The sequence below is a fragment of the Mesorhizobium sp. LHD-90 genome, assembly GCF_030929505.1.
Classification (GTDB): Bacteria; Pseudomonadota; Alphaproteobacteria; order Rhizobiales; family Rhizobiaceae; genus Kumtagia.
The window spans coordinates 131,939-148,247 of sequence record NZ_JAVFVV010000012.1; the positions used below are offsets into that span (position 1 = coordinate 131,939).

The 16,309-nt window shown below is 65.2% G+C and carries 17 protein-coding genes and 1 tRNA gene; 11 read left to right on the forward strand and 7 right to left on the reverse strand.

The genetic code is table 11. From position 1 onward, the window contains the following. Positions 1–10: 10 nt before the first annotated feature. The 4 genes from RB623_RS18345 to RB623_RS18360 all read right to left on the reverse strand — a co-directional run bounded on the left by RB623_RS18345 (position 11) and on the right by RB623_RS18360 (position 2,522). Entirely contained in the window at positions 11–442 is a 432-nt protein-coding gene (locus RB623_RS18345; RefSeq protein WP_308058356.1) for an endonuclease domain-containing protein, read from the reverse strand. Beyond that, entirely contained in the window at positions 442–1,512 is a 1,071-nt protein-coding gene (locus tag RB623_RS18350; protein ID WP_374121704.1) for a glycine--tRNA ligase subunit alpha, read from the reverse strand. Before RB623_RS18350 ends, RB623_RS18345 begins: the two co-directional genes overlap by 1 nt. A 105-nt stretch (positions 1,513–1,617) precedes the next feature. After that, the gene (locus RB623_RS18355; RefSeq protein WP_308058358.1) at positions 1,618–2,079 is read right to left on the reverse strand and encodes an RES family NAD+ phosphorylase; all 462 of its coding nucleotides are present in this window, start codon (positions 2,077–2,079) and stop codon (positions 1,618–1,620) included. Beyond that, on the reverse strand, positions 2,079–2,522 hold the full coding sequence (locus RB623_RS18360) for an antitoxin Xre-like helix-turn-helix domain-containing protein (RefSeq protein ID WP_308058359.1): 444 nt from the start codon (positions 2,520–2,522) through the stop codon (positions 2,079–2,081). Before RB623_RS18360 ends, RB623_RS18355 begins: the two co-directional genes overlap by 1 nt. 124 nt (positions 2,523–2,646) lie before the next feature. On the opposite strand from RB623_RS18360, the gene RB623_RS18365 reads away from it, so the two are divergent. Continuing rightward, positions 2,647–2,722: transfer RNA gene (locus RB623_RS18365), tRNA-Cys, on the forward strand. A 157-nt stretch (positions 2,723–2,879) separates the two neighbouring features. Here the strand turns inward: RB623_RS18365 and RB623_RS18370 are convergent. Together RB623_RS18370 and RB623_RS18375 are read right to left on the reverse strand one after the other, a co-directional pair. Next, the gene (locus RB623_RS18370; RefSeq protein ID WP_308058360.1) at positions 2,880–4,658 is read right to left on the reverse strand and encodes a tetratricopeptide repeat protein; all 1,779 of its coding nucleotides are present in this window, start codon (positions 4,656–4,658) and stop codon (positions 2,880–2,882) included. A gap of 124 nt (positions 4,659–4,782) precedes the next feature. After that, positions 4,783–5,796 (reverse strand): polyprenyl synthetase family protein, encoded by a 1,014-nt coding sequence (locus tag RB623_RS18375; RefSeq protein WP_308058361.1) that lies wholly within the window; start codon positions 5,794–5,796, stop codon positions 4,783–4,785. Between the two features lie 239 nt (positions 5,797–6,035). Here RB623_RS18375 and RB623_RS18380 point away from each other — a divergent pair, with 239 nt between their 5' ends. From RB623_RS18380 to moaB, 10 genes are all read left to right on the forward strand, one after another. Beyond that, a complete protein-coding gene (locus tag RB623_RS18380) occupies positions 6,036–7,010 on the forward strand; it encodes a C4-dicarboxylate TRAP transporter substrate-binding protein (protein ID WP_308058362.1) in 975 nt (324 codons plus the stop codon). A gap of 103 nt (positions 7,011–7,113) precedes the next feature. Next, positions 7,114–7,626: a TRAP transporter small permease gene (locus RB623_RS18385; RefSeq protein ID WP_308058363.1), complete on the forward strand. Its 513-nt coding sequence runs from the start codon at positions 7,114–7,116 to the stop codon at positions 7,624–7,626. Beyond that, on the forward strand, positions 7,623–8,936 hold the full coding sequence (locus RB623_RS18390; protein WP_308058364.1) for a TRAP transporter large permease: 1,314 nt from the start codon (positions 7,623–7,625) through the stop codon (positions 8,934–8,936). Before RB623_RS18385 ends, RB623_RS18390 begins: the two co-directional genes overlap by 4 nt. Positions 8,937–9,086: 150 nt before the next feature. Beyond that, on the forward strand, positions 9,087–10,727 hold the full coding sequence (locus tag RB623_RS18395) for an alpha/beta-hydrolase family protein (RefSeq protein WP_308058365.1): 1,641 nt from the start codon (positions 9,087–9,089) through the stop codon (positions 10,725–10,727). 62 nt (positions 10,728–10,789) lie between these two features. Further along, complete coding sequence (locus RB623_RS18400; RefSeq protein WP_308058366.1) at positions 10,790–11,014, forward strand: DUF2007 domain-containing protein; 225 nt, start codon at positions 10,790–10,792, stop codon at positions 11,012–11,014. A gap of 26 nt (positions 11,015–11,040) precedes the next feature. After that, positions 11,041–11,859, forward strand: a complete 819-nt coding sequence (locus tag RB623_RS18405) for a tRNA1(Val) (adenine(37)-N6)-methyltransferase (RefSeq protein ID WP_374121699.1) — start codon at positions 11,041–11,043, stop codon at positions 11,857–11,859. Positions 11,860–11,934: 75 nt separating this feature from the next. Then, on the forward strand, positions 11,935–12,804 hold the full coding sequence (locus RB623_RS18410) for a S49 family peptidase (protein ID WP_308058367.1): 870 nt from the start codon (positions 11,935–11,937) through the stop codon (positions 12,802–12,804). An 81-nt stretch (positions 12,805–12,885) separates the two neighbouring features. After that, the gene (locus RB623_RS18415; RefSeq protein WP_308058368.1) at positions 12,886–13,071 is read left to right on the forward strand and encodes a hypothetical protein; all 186 of its coding nucleotides are present in this window, start codon (positions 12,886–12,888) and stop codon (positions 13,069–13,071) included. A gap of 9 nt (positions 13,072–13,080) precedes the next feature. Next, positions 13,081–13,980 carry a 4-(cytidine 5'-diphospho)-2-C-methyl-D-erythritol kinase gene (locus RB623_RS18420; protein ID WP_308058369.1) on the forward strand — a complete coding sequence of 300 codons (900 nt, stop codon included), beginning with the start codon at positions 13,081–13,083 and terminating at the stop codon, positions 13,978–13,980. A 229-nt stretch (positions 13,981–14,209) separates the two neighbouring features. Next, positions 14,210–14,755: a molybdenum cofactor biosynthesis protein B gene (moaB, locus tag RB623_RS18425; protein WP_308058370.1), complete on the forward strand. Its 546-nt coding sequence runs from the start codon at positions 14,210–14,212 to the stop codon at positions 14,753–14,755. A 24-nt stretch (positions 14,756–14,779) separates the two neighbouring features. Here moaB and RB623_RS18430 read toward each other — a convergent pair whose 3' ends face one another. Then, complete coding sequence (locus RB623_RS18430) at positions 14,780–16,180, reverse strand: alpha/beta fold hydrolase (RefSeq protein WP_308058371.1); 1,401 nt, start codon at positions 16,178–16,180, stop codon at positions 14,780–14,782. Positions 16,181–16,309 lie beyond the last annotated feature (129 nt).

Here is a 16,309-nt window from a genome sequence, read left to right on the forward strand (position 1 = left end):
TGCGGGCTCCTTACCCTCCCCTCGATGGGGAGGGTCGGCGCGTCAGCGCCGGGGTGGGGTGTCTCATAGTTTCGGCGCCTAGCGCGCGTTTCTGACTTTCGATCGCCAGATCAATCGCGCGCAGCACGGAATTCATGTCGGTCATGACATCGTGGTTGGAGAAGCGGATAACGCGATATCCCTCATTCTCCAACCAGTCGCTCCTTCGAAGGTCTCGTTCGGTCCGCGCCGGCTTGTCATGAATTAAGCCATCGACTTCGATCAGCAACTTCAGTCGCAGGGAACCGAAATCGGCCCGATAAGGCCCTATCGCAACCTGCCTGCGGAAATGAGTACCTTCCAAGGGTATGCGGTAGAGATTGTTCCACAACGCCTGCTCGGCGTCGGTCTCCGCCCGTTTCCCGCGCGCCGCCTGTCGCTTGAAGCGGTCGAGCTTGGACATCAGGCCGAGGCGCCCACACCCCCACCCGCCGCTTCGCGGCGACCTCCCCCCTCCAGGGGGAGGTAAGAAGCCCCGCCTGCCTCGGTCAGCAGAAACGCCTCGCCGCAGGCTTTGGCCAGGTTGCGCACGCGCAGGATATAACTCTGGCGCTCGGTGACGGAGATCACGCCACGCGCGTCGAGCAGGTTGAAGACGTGGCTGGCCTTGATCGCCTGGTCGTAGGCGGGAAGCACCATGCGGTGCCTGTTTACCCTCCCCTCGAGGGAGAGGGTCGGCGCGTCAGCGCCGGGGTGGGGTGAAGCGTCGTCACCCCCACCCGCGCCTTCGGCGCGACCTCCCCCCTCAAGGGGGAGGGTCGGCGCGCCGGCCTTCAGCAGCGCCTGGCACTCCTTTTCCGCGTCGTCGAAATGGCGCAGCAGCATGGCGGTATCGGCGTGCTCGAAATTGTGGCGCGAATATTCCTGCTCGGCCTGGAGGAAAACGTCGCCATAGGTGACTTTTTCGTCGCCTTCGCGGCCATTGAAGTTCAGGTCGTAGACGTTGTCGACGCCCTGCACATACATGGCCAGCCGCTCCAGCCCGTAGGTCAACTCGCCCGAGACCGGCGCGCATTCGATGCCGCAGACCTGCTGGAAATAGGTGAATTGCGAGACCTCCATGCCGTCGCACCAGCATTCCCAGCCGAGCCCCCAGGCGCCGAGCGTCGGGCTTTCCCAGTCGTCCTCGACAAAACGGATGTCGTGCAGCAGCGGATCGACGCCGATCGCTTCCAGCGAGCCGAGATACAGTTCCTGGAGGTTCGGCGGGTTGGGCTTCAGGATTACCTGGTACTGGTAATAGTGCTGGAGCCGGTTCGGGTTCTCGCCGTAGCGACCGTCCTTGGGCCGGCGCGAGGGCTGCACATAGGCCGCGTTCCAGCGCTTCGGCCCAAGCGCGCGCAGCGTCGTCGCGGGGTGGAAGGTGCCGGCGCCGACCTCCATGTCGTAGGGCTGCAAAACCACGCAGCCATAGGCCGCCCAGTAATTGTGCAGCGTGAGAATCAGCCCCTGGAACGAGCGGCTGGGATGCATGTGGTCGGGCAAAGCGGTGGACAACGGAGCCTCGTCGGCGGGCTGGAAAAGGTGGCCCCGTCCTAGAGTTCCCCGCAGAGAGCGTCAAGTTTGACGCCGGCCTTGTCAAAGCAGGCGGGCGTCCAATTCGAATGACTCGATCCTCTCTATCGTGATCGCCGTCGCTGCCGGGTGGCGGTGGTTGATGATCAGGTTCTGGTCCGGGCTGTCGGCGATAGGAACAATCGCCGAAGGAACGAACAGAATTGCAGCCTCCAGCCCGGCCAGCCATTCGTCGCCTATGCGCTGCGTTTCCGCTTCTCTCCGTCGCCAATCTTGCGGAAGACTATCCAGAGTGCGGCGCGCGGACGGAACATCGTCCGGCACATCATATGCCACCATCGCCAGCAGCGGCAGAAGTGTCAGGTCTTCAACGTGAACGAGCTTTTCCAGCACGCAAAGCGATGGCGAGGTGGCAGCGTAGGTCACCGGACGTCCGACCGTATTCCATCGTCCGTCGAAGCGCAGGCCGTAGCCGCCGTCGAACGCTTGCGCGAATTGCAAGGTCGAAAGCCGCCACAGTCGCATCAGGCGGCGGCACCCCAGGCGATCTTCCCGAGGATGGTTTCGATGACGCGCGCGCCGGCCTCGGTCTGCGCCACCGTCAGCGGCGCTTCGCCGCCCAGTTCGACCAATTCCTTACGCAGCCAGCGGTTCGCCTTGCCGGCATCGGCGAACGTCTCTTCCGCGAGCGACTGGATGCGCACCAGCCGGACGGCGCGATCGGATTCCTCGACCGTCAACGGCTGGTTCTTTTCGGCGCGGTGCCTGCGCGTGCGCTGCGGGATGACGAAACGCTCGATCTCCTGCTCGCTGAGACCAGCCGCCGAAAGACCTTTCAAGGCGGACAGCGGAAGCCGCCGCCGGACCGCCAAGGCCAGATCGGCCTGCGAGCGCACGTCCGTTCCAAGCACGGTCAGTCCACCGAGCTTGCGCGCAACTTCCTCAACCACTGCATTCGACGCGACCATGACTTGCCTCCGGCAATCTGCCAAAAAATATAAGGCACCTTGCCGATCGTGCAAGTCGCGATCCCCATTATTGCAGGGTTGCCCTGGCGGTTGCGTTACGCCTGATATAGGGGACCGGCGAGAGGGCCCGGTGGCGAAATGGGAACGCTGCGGTCTGCAAAACCGTCATGGAACCGGTTCGACTCCGGTCCGGGCCTCCAGAACAATCGGCCTTAGAGCACGTTTAGTCGGCTTCCAGCGTCCCAAGGCAAGGGGTCTCTCCTCCCTCGGAAAAGTTGCCCAGGCGGAGTACGGTCGAATGAGAGGTATTTCGGCCGAACTCGGCTGCTGAAGCCCGGCGGAACCGGCCCTTCTGGCCTATCCCTTTTTGTCCGGATCCGCCGCCTTCGGCGCCGGCTGAGCAGGCGCTTCCAAGGCGGTCTTGCCCTCCAGTGGCGGCAGGCCTTCCTTCAGCTTCTTCTGTACCGAAAGCAATATGTCCGGCTCCGGCTTCAGGTCGCGGGCGTGGCTCCACTGGAAGGTAGCCTCCAGCTTGCGGCCGACACGCCAGTAGGCGTCGCCGAGATGGTCGTTGAGCACCGGATCGTCGGGCTTCAGCGACACGGCGCGCTCAAGCTCCACCACCGCCTCGTCGAAACGCTTGAGCCGGTAATAGGCCCAGCCGAGGGAGTCGACGATGTAGCCGTCGCTGGGGCGCAGATCGACGGCCTTGCGGATCAGGTCGAGGCCTTCGTTCAGGTTGATGTTCATATCGACCCAAGAATAGCCGAGATAGTTCATCACCTGCGGCTGGTCGGGGAACAGCTCCAGCGCCTTGCGGAAGTTCGGCTCGGCTTTCGGCCACTGCTTCAGCCGCTCATAGGAGATGCCGCGCTGGTAGAAGACGTTCCAGTTGGCATTGGTCGGCTCGTTCAGCCGCGCCACGGCGCGGTCGTAGTTTTCGGCCGCCGATTTGTAGTCCTCCTTGGAGGCATAGACGCCGCCCAGCGCCAGATAGGCGCGCATGTCGTCGGGCTCGGCGTCGATCAGCTTCTTGAGCCGGCCGATCGCCTCTTCGTGGCGCTTCAAGTCGGCGAGGTTGAGACAAAGCTGCAGCTCCGCCGCGCGCTTCAGCGGCGACGTCGCCGGAATCCGCTCATAGAGCGAGATCGCCTGTTCGGAATCCTCCTGCTGCTCGGCCACCGAGGCCAGTTGCAGCAGCACCGCGTCGCTGTCGGGGCGCAGCACCAGCGCAAGCTGCAAATAGAGTTTCACGAAGGGCTCGCCGCCGCCGCGGTTGAGCGCGGCTCCCAGGTCGAGCAGCACCTCGCTGGCGCCGTCGGCCGGCGTCGACACGATCGGCTCGACCTTTTCGCCCTTCTCGATCTTCGCCCTCAGCGCCACCAGCGGCAGGCGGCCGGCTGCGAATTCGTCGGCCTTACCCAGAACCTCCAGCGCCTTGTCCTTGTCGCCGCTGCGAGCCAGGAAGCTTGCGTAGGCCTCCGCGGACCGCAGCCAGGTCTCGGGCGCCGCACTGCCGGCCGCGACATTGTCGAAGGTCGCCTGATAGGCCTCGGCCGCCTGGTCGTTCAGCCCGGCATATTCGGCGATCAGCGCCTGGTGGTAAGAAGCGAAAAGCTCGAACCATTCCGGCCCGTCCAGCTTCTCCAGATCGGCGACGGCTTCGGCGCCATCCTTCTGGCCGGCCTTCGTCCAGGCGGTCATCAGCCCGGTGATCAGCCGGTCGAGGTCGGATTCCAGCGCCAGCTTCAGCAAGGTGCCGGCCTCGCGAAAATCCTTCTTGCGGATGGCGTCGACCGCCAGCGTGACCCGCGAGAAGCGCTCGACCTCCGGCACGGTCTTCAGCTTTTCGGCAAACGGCAGCGCCTCGTCAAAGCGGCCGGTGGAGACCAGCGCCAGCATCAGGCTCTGCTGGAGTTGCTGGTTGCCGGGATCGAAATCCAGCGCGCGCCGGTAATAGTCGATTGCGCTGCCCATGTCGTTGTCGACCTCGGCGACACGCGCCGCGAGGTAGGCTCCCGTAAAGGAACCGATGGCGACAGGCTGGGCCGGGCGATTGGCCAGCGCCGGCGGGCCGACAAGGATCGCCGCGGTGAGCGCCGACACGCTTGCCAGCCAGACGAGACGTTTCCGCATTGCAGTCCTTTCAGGCACGGCGCGCCGCTCGGGATGAATCATCGACCCCTTAAGCGCAGAAGCATGGCCTTTTTGCGGTCCGGGTTCAATCCGCGGAGAATGGCGACGATTCCCGCAGCCGCGATCAGACCACGCGACTTATGCAGAAATCGATAACGTCGAGCAGCGCCGCCTTCTGCGGCGTGGCGTCGAGCGGCGCCAGCGCGTCGCGGGCGATGCCGCCGAAATGGCGGGCGCGGACGATCGTATCGGCGATCGCGCCGTGGCGCGTCATCAGCTTCAGCGCCTTGTCCAGCGCCTCGTCGTCGGCGACGTTGTCCTCGATCGCCTGTTTCCAGAAGGCGCGCTCGGCCGCCGTGCCGCGGCGATAGCAGAGGATCACCGGCAGCGTGACCTTGCCCTCGCGGAAATCGTCGCCGACATTCTTGCCGAGCTTCTTGGAATCCCCGCCATAGTCGAGCGCGTCGTCGATCAACTGGAAGGCGAGCCCGAGATTCATGCCGTAGGAGCGCAGCGCCGCACGGTCGGTGCGGGTCGCCCCGGCAACGACCGGGCCGACTTCCGCGGCAGCCGAGAACAGCGCCGCGGTCTTGGCCTTGATCACCGAAAAATACTCGTCCTCGGTGGTCTCGAGGTTCTTGGCGGCGGCAAGCTGCATCACCTCGCCCTCGGCGATGATCGAGGCGGCGGTCGACAGGATGTCGAGGGCGTCCAGCGAGCCCACTTCGACCATCATGCGGAACGCCTGGCCGAGCAGGAAATCACCGACCAGCACGCTCGCCTGGTTGCCCCAGATCATGCGCGCCGTCTTCCTGCCGCGTCGCAGGTCGCTCTCGTCAACGACGTCGTCGTGCAGCAGCGTCGCCGTGTGCATGAACTCGACGCTGGTGGCGAGTTTCACATGCGCGTCGCCCGAATAGCCGAACATCTGGGCGGCGGCGAGCGTCAGCATCGGCCGCAGGCGCTTGCCGCCCGACGAGATCAGGTGGTTGGCGATCTCCGGGATCATCTCCACGTCCGATCCCGCCTTGGACAGGATCAGCTTGTTGACCTCGGCCATGTCGGCCGAAGTGAGATCGATCAAATCCTTGATCGAGGCTTCGCGCTTTCCGTCTTCCAGGTTGAGTACGACACCCAAAACAGCACTCCCGTCGCCGGCCGGCCGCGCCCAACGGCCTTTTGTCCCACCCCGATTTAGTGCGGCAAGCGGGCCGAACTCAAGTGGCGAATTGGCGCGGCCGGGGTCTGCCCGGCCGCGCCTGCGTCAAAATAATGCGGCCACGCATCTTGACGGGAGGCCATCATTGTTCTCTTGTGATTATCTCATTCATAGGTGAATGTTTCTCCGGTCGCCGATCGGATTTGGGAGGTCCTATCTTGATACGTGTCGTCGCAGCCGCCATTGCGGCCGTCATTTCCGTTTGCGCAAGCGCATCCGCGCAGGACTACAGCCTGCGTTTCTCCACCTCGCAGGTGAATCCGAACGAGCCCATCGTGCGGGCCATGAACACCTTCGCCGAGCGCGTCCAGGAGCGCTCGGGCGGCCGCATCGCCATCACGGTGATGACGGGCGACCAACTCGGGCCGCAGAAGAAGGTGAACGAGATGGTGATGAGCGGCGCCAGCCTGCTCAGCGCCACCGACTACGGCCAGCTCGGCCAGTTCCTGCCCGATCTCTCCGTTCTCGCCGGGCCCTACGTCTATCCGAGCCTGGAGGCCAGCGACCGGCTGTTCGCCTCCGACGTCTACAAGGAACTCTCCGGCAAGCTCGAGGCGCAGGGTCTCAAGATCTTCATGCCGAACGGCCTGTTCGGCTACCGGCACGTGGTCGCCGACAAGCCGGTGCGCAAGCCCGCCGACCTCGAAGGCGTGACCATCCGCGTCCCGTCCTCGCCGATCATGCTCGCGACCTTCCGCGGCTTCGGGGCGCGGCCGACCGAGCTGCCCTGGGGCGACGTCTACAACGCGTTGCAGACCGGCGTGGTCGATGCGGCGGAGGCGCCGTTCGGCTCGATCGTCGGCGCCAAGATCAACGAGGTGCGAAAAGTCATCTCCAAGACGAACCACCAGGCGATGTTCACCGCCTGGGTCACGTCCGCCAGCTTCTTCAACGGCCTGCCGGAGGATCTTCAGACGATCTTCATGGAGGAAGGCCAGAAGATCGCCGGCGAGCTGACCAAGATGACGCTCGAAACCGACGACGGTTATGCCAAGCAGCTCGCCGACTCCGGCGTGGAGATCGTCGAGGACGTCGACGTGCCGGCCTTCATGGAAGCCTCGCGCGCCGCTTATGCGTCGGTCCCCAACCTGACGCCCGGCATCTACGACCGTGTCCAGGAAGCCATGAAGTAGGGTTCTTTTGGGAGGCCCGCTCGCCGGCCCCCGCCAGACCTCGCACAGAGAGCTAAAGCCGTCCACGGGCGGCTGACAGCCGCTATCGAACACAGGAAGGCCCATGGCTCTCCAGCCAGAATCCCGCAAACAGGCGTCCCTGCTCAGCCTGGAACGCGCCGACGAGGCCGTCGGCGTCGTCGCGCTGCTCGCCATCGTCGGCTCCATCCTGTGGGGCGTGGTCAGCCGCTACGTCTTCCCGCAGCCGGCCGCCTGGACCTACGAGGTCGCCGTCATCGCCTTCGCCTATCTCGTCTTCTTCGGCGCAGTGGCCGGCGTGCGGCTCGGCACGCATGCGGCGATCGAAGGATTGGTGGCGGCTCTTCCCGCCGGCGGGCAAAAGGCGATCGCCTGGTTCAACTACCTGCTGCTTGCTGCCTTCTTCTTCGCCATGGCGCTGCTTTTCGCCTGGCAGGCATGGACCGCGCGCAACGTGCACACCATCGCGCTCGACCTGTCGCGGGGCCTGATCTATGCGCCGCTGGCGATCGCCTCGCTCGGCATGCTCGCTCAACACCTCGCCGTCATGCGCCCGTGGGTGCCCAGGACGCTCCAGCATGCGGATTCGCTGATATGACCTTGCTGCATCTCGCCGGGCCGGCCGCGCTGGTCGTGCTGCTGTTCCTGCTGTCGGTGCCCATCACCTGGGCGATGGCGATCGGCGCGCTGTCCTTCTTCCTGCTCAACATGGACATGATCCCGCTGTCCAATTTCGCGCAGGAATTCGCGGAGGGCAGCCAGTCCATCTCCCTTCTGGCGCTGCCGCTGTTCGTGCTCGCCGGCTGCATAATGAACGCCTCCGGCATCACCCGGCGGCTGCTCAACCTCGCCGACGTGCTGGTCGGCCACATGACCGGGGCGCTGGCGCAGATGTGCACGGTGCTCGGCACGCTGCTCGGCGGCCTCACGGCTTCCGCCAACGCCGACGCCGCGATGCTCGCCAAGACGCTAGGCATCGAGATGGCCGAGCGCGGCTATAGCCGCGCCTTCGCCGCCGTCATCACCTCGTCGGCCGCTATCATCACCAGCCTCATCCCGCCCTCGATCGGCCTGATCGTCTACGGTTTTCTCGCCGAGACCTCTATCGGAAGGCTGTTCGCGGCGGGCGTGGTGCCGGGGCTGCTGCTTGCCGCCGGCCTGATGGTTACGACGTACTTCATCGCAAAAAAGCGCGGCTACAAGGCGCTGCGCGACAAGCGGGCGACGCGCGCCGAGGGCTGGCAGGCGCTGGTCGACGGGCTGTGGGCGCTCTCCATTCCCATCGTCATCTTCGCGGGCACGCGCTACGGCCTGTTCACCACCACCGAGGCTGGCGCCGTGGTGGTGGTCTACGTACTGTTCGTCGCCATCTTCGGCTATCGCGAATTCACCATCCGCCAGATCCCGGAAGTGCTGGCGGAAGCCGTGCGCGATTCCGCCGCCGTCATGATCATGATCTGCGCGGCCGCCGCCTTCGGCTTCTATCTCGCCTGGGAGCAAGTGCCGCAGGCGATGTCCGGCTGGCTCGGCGGCATCACCGACAACCCGCTGCTGATGCTGCTGCTCATCAATATCGCGCTGATCATCATCGGCACGGCGATCGAGGGGTCGGCGGCCCTCATCATCCTGACGCCCATGCTGCTGCCGATCATCGACGGCGTCGGCATCGACCGCGTGCATTTCGGCGTCGTCTTCATCGCCAACCTCACCATCGCCGGCATCACGCCGCCGGTCGGCGGGCTGATGTACATCTCCTCCATGGTGATGCGCGTGCCGATGATGGCCTATGCACGCGAAGTGCTGCCCTATCTCGCCATGATGGCGGTACTGCTGGTCATCCTCTCCGCCGTGCCGGGCCTGTCGCTCTGGCTGCCGAACCTGGTTTACGGAACCACGGCCGTCCAGTAGCGGCACGCCGTTCATGTCGGCGGCCATCGGCGTCATGGTCGAAGCCGTTTTGCTGGCACATTAGCAATCGGTTCGCGCCAGCCGAAGCCGATTGCCAAGCCTGTTCGCACATGGCACTCCAGCATCGGGATGCGAGCGGAGAAGCCCACGATGCGACAGGCGTTGTTCCGGTTCGGGCGGTCGTTTTCGGCCGCCGGGCTGCTGCTCGGCACGCTGTTCTTCGCGGCGTCGCTGACGCCCAGCCTCGTCCCGCGCTCGTTCCTGCTGCAGGGCGTGCTGTCCGGCTGCTCGCTCGCCGCCGGCTATGGCATAGGCGTCTTCCTGCGTTGGCTGTGGTCCTGGCTGGAACTGCCGAAATTTCCGCCACGGGTGGATCTCGCCATCAAGCTCGTCGTGGCCGCTATTTTTGCCGTCGTCGCGGTGCGATTCCTGTGGAAAGCCGCGGAGTGGCAAAACTCCATCCGCTCGCTGATGGGCATGGAGCCTGTCGATACCGCGCATCCGTTCAAGGTCGGATTGATCGCTCTCGCAGTGTTCGTTGTACTCATCGGCATCGCGCGGTTGTTCAACCTTGTGTTCGGTTTCCTGTCGCGGCGCATCGGCGGTTTCGCCTCGCGGCCGGTCGCCAACATCGTCGGCGCCGTCATCGCCGTCTCGCTGTTCTGGACAATCGTCGACGGCGTGCTGCTCAAGGCCGGACTTCGTGTCGCCGATTCCTCGTTCCGGACCATGGACGCGCTTGTGGAAGATGCCAGCGCCCGGCCGACCGACCCGAACAAGACAGGCAGCGAAGTCTCGCTGATCGACTGGGAGGGGATCGGCCGCGCGGGCCGCGCCTTCGTCGCTCAAGGTCCGACAGGGGACGAGATCAAGACCTTTCTCGGCCGCGATGCCGCTGAGCCGCTCCGCGTCTATGCCGGACTGAATTCGGCGGAAACGCCGGAGGAACGCGCAAAACTGGCGCTGGCGGAACTGAAGCGCGTCGGCGGCTTCGATCGCTCGGTGCTGATCGTCATCACGCCGACCGGCACAGGCTGGGTCGATCCACAGGCCATGAACACGGTCGAGTACCTGCACGGCGGCGACGTGGCGAGCGTCGCCATCCAGTATTCCTACCTGGCAAGCTGGCTGTCGCTGCTGGTCGAGCCGGAATACGGCAACGAGGCGGCGCGGGCGCTGTTCACGGAGGTCTACGGCTACTGGACGACGCTGCCCAGGGACAAGCGGCCCCGGCTCTATCTCTATGGTCTCAGCCTCGGCGCGCTGAATTCGCAGCGCTCCGCCGACCTGTTCGACGTGCTCGGCGACCCGTTGCAGGGCGCGCTGTGGAGCGGGCCGCCCTTCCCCAGCAGCATGTGGAACTCTGTCACGCGGCGGCGCGAGCCGGGCTCGCCGGCCTGGCTGCCGCGCTTCGGCAACGGCTCGGTGGTGCGCTTCACCGCGCAGAAGGATGCGCTCGACATTCCGGGCGCTGAATGGGGGCCGTTGCGGATCGTCTACCTGCAATATGCCAGCGACGCGATCACCTTCTTCGAGCCCGCTTCCGCCTATAGCGAACCGGCCTGGATGGTGGGGCAACGCGGGCCGGACGTCTCGTCCGAACTGCATTGGTATCCGCTGGTCACCTTCTTCCAGTTGCTGCTCGACGTGATGACGGCGACGACGACGCCCATGGGCTACGGGCATGTCTACGCGCCGCAGCATTACATCGACGCCTGGGTGGAGGTGACCGACGTGCAGGGGTGGACGCCGGAGGAGATCGAGCGTCTGAAGCGGCATTTCGATCGATAGGCGCGCGAGACCATCCGGACTTTGCGATTTACAGCCGCGCCGTTACCTGCGACTCTTCGGCCATGATCGAGCTCATCCGCACCAACGACGCCGTGGTCCTCTCCTTCGCGCAATCGCTGCTGCGCGACGCCGGCATAGAATGCCTGGTCGCCGACCAAAACATGAGCGTGCTCGACGGCTCGATCGGCATTCTGCCGCGCCGCATCCTTGTCGCGGACGACGACGCCGAACAGGCGCGGCGGATCTTTTCCGACGCCGGCATCGGCAACGAGATGCGCGAGCGGTGAGCCATGCCGCGGCCGCGGAGCGTGCGTTGAGCCGCAAGGCCCCGGACGACGGAGGTCTCGACGCACCCTCCCCCGACAATCCGAACGCAACAGTCGACGCCTTCCATCGCGGCGGCTTTTGCCTCGTGCAGCCGAAGAAGGGCGGACATCGGGCCGGCATGGACGCGCTGGTGCTGGCAGCCGCCGTGCCCGGCGATTTCTCCGGACGAGCGGTGGATTTCGGCGCTGGCGCCGGCGCGGTCGGTTTTGCGGTCGCAACCCGTTGCCCGAATGCCTCCGTGCTCCTGGTCGAACGTTCGCCGGAAATGGCCGATTATGCGGAGCGCTCGCTGGCGCATCCGAAAAATGCCGCGCTGGCATCGCGGGTCTCGCTTCTGGTCGCCGACGTTGCGCGTGCCGGCAGGGCGCGCGCCGCCGCCGGCCTTGCCGACCGCTCCGCCGACTTCGTGCTGATGAACCCGCCCTTCAACGAGAGCCGCGACCGCGCCACGCCGAATCCGCTGCGGCGGGATGCGCATGTCGCCGGCGAGACGATGTTCGAGGACTGGCTCCGCAGCGCCGCCGCAGTGCTGAGACCGAAGGGCAGGGTCGCGCTGATCGCCCGGCCGGCTTCGCTGGCAAAAATCCTTTCGGCGATGGAGGGCCGCTTCGGCGGCGCCGAGATCGTGCCGGTCCATCCCGACGCCGAAAGCCCCGCCATCCGCATCGTGGTGCGCGCCACGCGCGGCGCGCGGGGTGACGTGTCGCTGCACGCCCCTTTGTTCCTGCACGAGCAGGCCGACAACCGCTTCACGCCGCTTGCGGAGGCGATAAATGCTGGCGAAGCCTCGCTTTTCATGGACTGACGCCGGTTGTGCTTGCGCGGCGCGCGCCAATGCCTACATGCGTTGCAGAGACACAAGAGACGGAGTCCATCCACCGTGAAGTCGTTGCTGCGCCGCCTGCTGCCGAAATCGATGCGGTCGGATGGCGTGACGATCCCCGTCGTGCGCCTGCACGGCACGATCATGGCCGGCGGCGGCCAGTTCCGCCAGAACCTGTCGTTGGCATCCACAGCCGGGCTTCTTGAAAAAGCCTTCGCGTTCAAGGATACACCGGCAATAGCGATCTCGATCAACTCACCGGGCGGCTCTCCGGTCCAGTCGCGGCTGATCTACCAGCGCATCCGCGATCTCGCGGAAGAGAAGAACAAGAAGGTGCTGGTGTTCGTCGAGGACGTGGCGGCCTCGGGCGGCTACATGATCGCGGTGGCCGGCGACGAGATCATCGCCGACCCGTCTTCCATCGTCGGCTCGATCGGCGTGGTATCCGCTTCTTTCGGCTTTCCCGAACTGATGCAGAAGATCGGCGTCGAGCGCCGCGTCTACACCGCGGGGCGCAACAAGGCGCTGCTCGATCCCTTCCAGCCGGAGAAAACTGAGGACGTCGAGCGGTTGAAGGCTTTGCAGCTTGAAATCCACGAGACCTTCATCGATCTCGTCAAGGACCGGCGTGGCGACAGGCTCTCGGACGACCCGGACCTGTTCACCGGCCTGTTCTGGACGGGCAAGAAGGGCCTTTCGCTCGGGCTGGTCGACGCGATCGGCGACATGCGCGGGACGCTGAAGGACCGTTTCGGCGACAAGACACAACTGAAACTGATCACCCAGCCGCGCGGGCTTTTCGGCCGCCGGCTGGGTGTTTTCGGATCGAGCGCCGGGATTCCAATTGCCGACATCGCAAGCTCGGCCGTCGAGGGCTTGCTCGACGCGGCGGAGGCGCGCGCGCTGTGGAGCCGCTACGGGCTTTGAACCGCCGGCGTTTTGCCGCTATGATGGTCGGATGCCGACCTGAATGGTTTTCCGACCGTTCGATGCAGGGAGGGTAATGTCATGCCGCAGCTCATCTTTTTCGCCATCGTCGGCATCGTGGCCTATTTCGGCTACCGCCATTTCGTGCGCGAGGCCGAGCGCGTGACCGCAAAGATCAGGCGGCATGAGCAGCAGGCAAAGACCCGCGCCAACGGCACGCTGGTGTTCGACCCCAAGACCGGCGAATATCGCCCGGCAAAGGACTGACGGTCCATCATGGCGGATGCAGCAACGGCCGTCGCCGAGGCGGCGCCGGCCAAGATCAACCTTGCCCTGCATGTCGTCGGCCGGCGAAGCGACGGCTATCACCGTATCGAGAGTTTTTCCGTTTTCACCGCCTTCGGCGACCGGATCGCGGTCGGCCCGGCGCCACGCGACCTGTTCACCGTTTCGGGACCCTTTGCGCATGAAATCCCCGACAGCGCCGAAAATCTCGCCGTGCGGGCGCGCGACGTCTTGCGAAAGGCAGCCGGAGCGGCGGCCGCCTCCCCGGCGCTGATCTTTCTGGAAAAGAACATACCCCCCTCCTCCGGTGTCGGCGGCGGCTCGAGCGATGCAGCCGCCGTGCTGAGGGCGCTGCTGCGTTTCTGGAAACTCGACATAAGCGCCGAAGCGCTGTCACGCATCGGGCTGACGCTGGGAGCCGACGTGCCGATGTGCCTGCATGCCAGGCCGCTGATTGCACGCGGTATCGGCGATGTGATCGAGCCGGTCGAAAAATTCCCCTCGCTGGCGCTGGTGCTGGTCAATCCGCGCGTCGCCGTCGGCACGCCGCAGGTCTTTGCGGCCCTGGAGAAACGCGAAAACCCGCCGCTTCCGCCTCTGCCCAAAAGCCCGGATACGGCCCGCCTCGTCGATTGGCTGACAGCGACCCGCAACGATCTGATGGCGCCGGCCAAAAACCTCGCGCCGGCGATCGGCGAGGTGCTCGAGACGCTGAATGGCGCGGGCGCCGCCTTTGCCCGGATGTCGGGGTCCGGCGCGACCTGCTTCGGCCTGTTCAAGGACAGGGTTTCGGCCGAGCGCGCCGCCGGTGCGATTGCCAAGGCGCGGCCGGACTGGTTCGTCGTGGCGACGGAGACGACGGCTTCGGCTTTTCCTGGAGAGGAGCATTGAGGATGGCGCTCCTTCGCGCCCCCCTCTGTCCTGCCGGACATCTCCCCCACAAGGGGGGAGATCGGCCGTCTGCTTGGGTTTCGCCAATCGCAAACGTTGCAGAAGAGGCGGCATCGGCGCCGCTGCCAATCTCTCCCCTTGTGGGGGAGATGTCCGGCAGGACAGAGGGGGGCAACGTAGAGCGCCGCTCTCCAGTGCCAATGCCGTCGTCCAGTTGAGCGAGGCATCAATGGCCACCGAACCCAGACCTTTCATCCCTGTCGGCATCGCCGTGCTCACCGTCTCCGACACGCGCACGCTGGCAGACGACAGATCAGGCCAGACGCTGGCCGACCGCATCGTCGAGGCCGGCCATGTGCTCGCCGACCGCTCCATCGTCACCGACGACAAGGAAAAAATCCGCGAAAAAGTGCTCGCCTGGTCGCGCGAAGACAAGATCGACGTGGTGATAACCACCGGCGGCACCGGCTTTACGGGCCGCGACGTGACGCCGGAGGCGCTGGAGCCTATCTTCGAAAAGCGCATGGACGGCTTTTCCGAAGTCTTCCACCGTATCTCCTACGACAAGATCGGCACCTCGACGATCCAGAGCAGGGCGACCGGCGGTGTGGTCAACGCCACATTCGTCTTCGTGCTGCCCGGCTCGCCCGGCGCCTGCCGCGACGCCTGGGACGGCATTTTGAAAGCGCAACTCGACTACCGGCACATGCCCTGTAATTTCGTGGAGATCATGCCGCGCCTCGATGAGCATTTGAAGCGCGGCGTGAGTGCATAAAGCGGCTCGGACGACGTAGCCCTTTCATGCTCCGGCAACAAACCGGGCGATTTCCTCGAAGAGAACAGGCCAGGCCTTCTCCTGTGGCAGGGTCATGTGGTTGCCGCTTTCCAGCACGACGAATTCGGCCCCTGGAATCCTGGCAGCGAGCCGGCGGCCCTGATCGAACGGCTGGACGCCGTCGTCGCGCGCGTGGATCACAAGTGTCGACACGCGCACCTTCTCCAGCAGATCGGAAACATCGAAGCTATCGAACGCGGCCCTCAGCAGCGCAGCGTTTTCCGGCGATGTTGTCAGCCGCTGCAGATTGACCAGCGAATCCATCTGCTCGCGGCTGCCGTCGGGAATGAACATGGCAGCGAAGGCATTGATGAAGGGACTGCCGCGCTTGGCCCAGCCGTGGCGGATCAGTGTGATGATCGCCTCCGCCTGCTCCCGTTCGCTCTGCGTGCCTCTCACCAGCCGCCCTTGCGCAAAACCGCCCTGCAGAACCAGGCGGCTGACGCGGTTAGGATGGCGCGCGCTGTAAGCAATGGCGATCGGCGCGCCCTGCGAAGTGCCGTAGAGCGCAAACCGGTCGAGACCCGCAGCGTCGACGACTGCCTCAAGGTCATCGACAAAACGCTCCAGCGAACAATCCGTCAGTGTCCAGTCGGACAGGCCATTTCCACGCTGATCGTAGCGGACCAGATGAAAACGCCTGTTCAGCATGTCGAGGGACGGACGCCAGATCGGGCTCTGCCAGTCATGTTCCAAATGGGTGAGCCAATGGCCGGCCTTCACCAGTGGATAGCCGCTGCCGCTCGTCGCATAGGCGATGGACGTGCCATCGGCCGAGCGGCAGAGCGCCACGCGCTGGCGGCTGGTTTCGACAGGACCGTGCAAAAGCGCGGTCGACTGCGGCGGCGCCTCCTCCTCGATCGAACCGACGAAACGGAAACCACGGCGCGGCACGGTCCTGATCCAGGCCTGGCGCTTGCCATCGTCACCGATGGCGCTGCGGGCCGCGCTGATGCGGGCGGCAATCGCCGAATCCGAGACGATCCGGTTTTGCCAGACACCCCTGATGAGTTCGTCCTGCGAGACGACCCGCTCGCGGTTCTGCACCAGAAGCAGAAGAAGATCGAAGACCTGCGGCTCGACCGGCCGCTGCCGGCCGTCCACCCAAAGTTCGCGGGTTTCCTGTTCCAATCCGCACTGACCGAACCGATAGCGCATGGCCGTTTCTACACCGGCGCGCGGTGGAATAGGAGGGCACCGGTTGCGGCAAAGCAAAAGGCAAGAGAAAGACAAGGAAACCTTCAGGCGCCGGTCAAGCGAAGCGCCAGCCGGACGGTTAGCCTCGGCACGCTGAGCTGGGGTGACCACCATGACCGCCTTTGCCGAATCGCCTATCCGTCGCAGGGCCGACGGATCGATCGACACGGATTTTTACGCGCACCGCGCCCAAAACCTTCGCCGCGCAGCCATCCGCAACGAACCCGCGCGCTGGGCCGCCTGGCTCCGCCGCTGGACGCGCGTTGCCACAGATTGCGACAGCGCTTTCAGGAGGGC

Coding starts and splice junctions, on each gene's coding strand:
- RB623_RS18345 (WP_308058356.1), bottom strand. CDS start 442: ATGTCCAAGCTCGACCGCTTCAAGCGACAGGCGGCGCGCGGGAAACGG.
- RB623_RS18350 (WP_374121704.1), bottom strand. CDS start 1,512: ATGCATCCCAGCCGCTCGTTCCAGGGGCTGATTCTCACGCTGCACAAT.
- RB623_RS18355 (WP_308058358.1), bottom strand. CDS start 2,079: ATGCGACTGTGGCGGCTTTCGACCTTGCAATTCGCGCAAGCGTTCGAC.
- RB623_RS18360 (WP_308058359.1), bottom strand. CDS start 2,522: ATGGTCGCGTCGAATGCAGTGGTTGAGGAAGTTGCGCGCAAGCTCGGT.
- RB623_RS18370 (WP_308058360.1), bottom strand. CDS start 4,658: ATGCGGAAACGTCTCGTCTGGCTGGCAAGCGTGTCGGCGCTCACCGCG.
- RB623_RS18385 (WP_308058363.1), top strand. CDS start 7,114: ATGGCTCTCCAGCCAGAATCCCGCAAACAGGCGTCCCTGCTCAGCCTG.
- RB623_RS18390 (WP_308058364.1), top strand. CDS start 7,623: ATGACCTTGCTGCATCTCGCCGGGCCGGCCGCGCTGGTCGTGCTGCTG.
- RB623_RS18395 (WP_308058365.1), top strand. CDS start 9,087: ATGCGACAGGCGTTGTTCCGGTTCGGGCGGTCGTTTTCGGCCGCCGGG.
- RB623_RS18400 (WP_308058366.1), top strand. CDS start 10,790: ATGATCGAGCTCATCCGCACCAACGACGCCGTGGTCCTCTCCTTCGCG.
- RB623_RS18415 (WP_308058368.1), top strand. CDS start 12,886: ATGCCGCAGCTCATCTTTTTCGCCATCGTCGGCATCGTGGCCTATTTC.
- RB623_RS18420 (WP_308058369.1), top strand. CDS start 13,081: ATGGCGGATGCAGCAACGGCCGTCGCCGAGGCGGCGCCGGCCAAGATC.
- moaB (WP_308058370.1), top strand. CDS start 14,210: ATGGCCACCGAACCCAGACCTTTCATCCCTGTCGGCATCGCCGTGCTC.